The organism is Mycobacterium sp. (assembly GCF_039583805.1).
GTDB lineage: Bacteria > Actinomycetota > Actinomycetes > Mycobacteriales > Mycobacteriaceae > Mycobacterium.
In genome coordinates, this window is the sequence record NZ_JAVKSH010000066.1 from 12,227 (window position 1) to 15,240 (window position 3,014).

Here is a 3,014-nt window from a genome sequence, read left to right on the forward strand (position 1 = left end):
AATACAGACGTCACGTGATCGTGCACCACCCGGAATGCCGTCGCGACAGGGGTATTGGAGCCAGGGGTATTGGAGCCAGGGGTATTGGAGCCCGGGGTATTGGAGCCCGGGGTATTGGCGCCGGGGGTATTGGCGCCGGGGGTATTGGCGCCCGGGGTATCAGCGCCCGGGGTATCAGCGCCCGGGTCGTCGCCGCCGAGCTGTTCGACGACGAGCTGTTCGACGACAACGACACCGTCGTGGACGTAGATCCTGCCGACCTCCGCGGCCCGCGGCCGGGCCGTGGCCCACGTCCGCAGTGCGTCGTGGCCCTGTGCGGCGCCGTGGGCATCGCCGACTTCGATGTCATCACTGGACAGGGCCACCAACGTCTCGATGTCGGACGTGTTCAGGGCGTCCTGCCACGCCAACACGGTGGCGATCTCCGATGTGGTCATGCTCAGCAAGGTACCGCCTGCGGCGCGTCAGTACGGCGTGCGGTCCAGCCACTTCTGCCACACGGCGGGCTCGCCGAACACGGCGACGTCGGTGTCGGCGAGCCGAACTCGCCGCAGGATGCCCAGCAGCAGGTCGGTGGCCGGGCCGCGCAGCGCCACCGAGCCCTTGCCGTGGTCGTGTGACCAGCTCAGCCGGCCGGCGCCGGCCCGGACGGTCCACTCGCCGGAAGTCCCCAGCCCCGGATCGGTGGCGTGCAGGTGGATGGTGTCCCCGTCGGCCAGCGGCAGCGGTGTCCCGTCGGCCCCGGCTTGCGTGACGATCCGCTCCAGCCACTCGGTGATCCCGTCGGCCGCCAGCTCGGGGGTCAGCGTGTAGTCGACCCCGACGGCCCGCGCCGCGTCGGCCCGGTGCACCGTGGCCTCGTGCAGCCGGCGCCGCACCCACCAGGACGCCGGCCGCGGGCCGAGGAAGGTCCACACCGGCGTGTCCGCACCCACCTGCGCGACGGCGTCGACGACGCGCTGCGCAGCGCCGTGCAACCACGAGATGGCGTCGTCGGGGTCCGGTGGCGGCTTGCCGTCCTGCACGGCGCGCGGGTCCAGGACGTGGTCCATCCGGTCGGCGACGATCTGCGCCGCCCACCGGTGCCCGCGGCCGACGTGGCGGAAAAGCTGCTGCAGGTCCCAGTCCGGGCAGGCGGGAACCGGCGTCGACGGGTCGGCGCCGCGGATCACCTCACCGAAGGCGCGGTTCTGTTCCAGCAGTGCTGCCGCGTAGTCCATCGGCCGTCACGCTACGCGCCGGCCCAGGCAGTGCACCCGCCAGCCGGCCTGCTGCCAGCGCCGGACGTCGAGGCAGTTGCGGCCGTCGACGACGACGCGGGCCCGCACCCGGTCGGCGAGCCGGCCGGGATCGAGGTCGACGAACTCCTGCCACTCGGTGAGCACCAACACGGCGTCGGCGCGGTCGCAGGCCTCCGCCAGCGAGACCGCGTAGTTGAGCGTGGGGAACACCCGCTGTGCGTTCTCCAGCGCCTTGGGGTCGTAGACGTTGACCGCGGCGCCGTTGAGCTGCAGCTGGCCCGCGACGTTGAGTGCCGGCGAGTCGCGCACGTCGTCGGATTCGGGCTTGAACGCCGCACCCAAGACGGCGACGTTGGCGCCCAGCAGCGAGCCGCCGCACGCCGCGGTGGTCAGCTCGACCATCCGGGTGCGGCGGCGCATGTTGATGTTGTCGACTTCGCGCAGGAAGGTCAGCGCCTGGGCGGCCCCCAGCTCGCCGGCGCGCGCCATGAACGCGCGGATGTCCTTGGGCAGACACCCACCGCCGAACCCCAAGCCGGCGTTGAGGCATCGGCGTCCGATCCGCGGGTCGTGGCCGAGTGCGTCGGCCAACACGGTGACGTCGGCGCCGGCGGCCTCGCACACCTCGGAGATCGCATTGATGAACGAGATCTTGGTCGCCAGAAAGGCGTTCGCGGAAACCTTGACCAACTCCGCGGTCTGCAGGTCGGTCACCAGGAACGGCGCGCCGGCGTCCAGCAGCGGTGCGTACAGTTCCCGGACGGCCTCCTCGGCTCGGGTCGAACCATGTTGTAGGCCAACGACGATACGGTCCGGCTGCAGGGTGTCGTGCACCGCGAAACCCTCGCGCAGGAACTCAGGGTTCCAGGCCACCTCCACGTCGACGCCGGGCGGCGCGATGGCGCGGGCCCGATGGCCGAGCTCGGCCGCGGTGCCCACGGGCACAGTCGATTTACCGACGATGATCGACGCTCGGGTCAGCCGCGGCACCAGAACGTCGATCACGGCGTGGACGTGGCGCAGGTCGGCGCCGTACTCGCCCTTCTTCTGCGGGGTCCCGACGCCCAGGAAATGCACGTCGGCGAAGTCGGCCGCCGCGTCGTAGTCGGTGGTGAACCGCAGCCGGCCCGCGGCGAGGTTCTCGCGCAACATCTTCCGCAGGCCCGGCTCGTAGAACGGGATGTCCCCGCCGGCCAGCTTGGCGACCTTCCCGGGATCGATGTCGACCCCGACGACGTCGTGTCCCAGCTGTGCCATTCCGGCGGCGTGGGTGGCACCCAGATAGCCCGTGCCGAAGACGGTGCACCTCATACCTCCGTGTGTAGGTTGCGGCTGTGAGCGCCGTGCATCGCGACATCAAGCGGCAGGCGAACGTCCGGTGACAGTTTGCTGCCGGCGTCACAGCCCCGGAATCCCGGGAATCCCCGGGATTCCGGGGCCGATGCCGGGGATGGGGAGCCGGATACCCGGTCCTCGTCCCCACCCGGGGCCGCCGCCCCACGGTTGCAGGGGCGGCCCCGCCGGCCGCGGCGCGAGTAGCTGCGGGACGATCGGCGGAATCGCAGGCGCCGGCGGTGCGGGCAGCGCCGGGGCTGGCAGGGGCACGGGGGCGGGCAGGGGCACGCGCGCGGGTGCGGCCACGGGAGCGGGAGCCGCCACGGGGGCGGGTGCGGGCGCCTGCACCGGGGCGGGGGCGGCGGGCGCCTGCACCGGGGCGGGGGCGGCGGGAACCGGCGCCGGTTTCGGGGCCGGCGCAGGTGGCGCGGGCACCTG

The 3,014-nt window shown here is 72.5% G+C and carries 3 protein-coding genes and 1 pseudogene; all 4 read right to left on the reverse strand.

Annotated elements, in window-relative coordinates; translation table 11 throughout:
• Positions 1–179: 179 nt before the first annotated feature.
• Positions 180–437, reverse strand: a pseudogene (locus ABDW21_RS10590) (nuclear transport factor 2 family protein); the annotation flags it as partial.
• Positions 438–464: 27 nt separating this feature from the next.
• Positions 465–1,220: a maleylpyruvate isomerase family mycothiol-dependent enzyme gene (locus ABDW21_RS10595; protein WP_343710435.1), complete on the reverse strand. Its 756-nt coding sequence runs from the start codon at positions 1,218–1,220 to the stop codon at positions 465–467.
• Between the two features lie 6 nt (positions 1,221–1,226).
• Complete coding sequence (locus tag ABDW21_RS10600) at positions 1,227–2,552, reverse strand: UDP-glucose/GDP-mannose dehydrogenase family protein (RefSeq protein ID WP_343710436.1); 1,326 nt, start codon at positions 2,550–2,552, stop codon at positions 1,227–1,229.
• A gap of 87 nt (positions 2,553–2,639) precedes the next feature.
• Positions 2,640–3,014: hypothetical protein (locus tag ABDW21_RS10605; RefSeq protein WP_343710437.1), on the reverse strand; the 375-nt coding region annotated here is incomplete at its 5' end.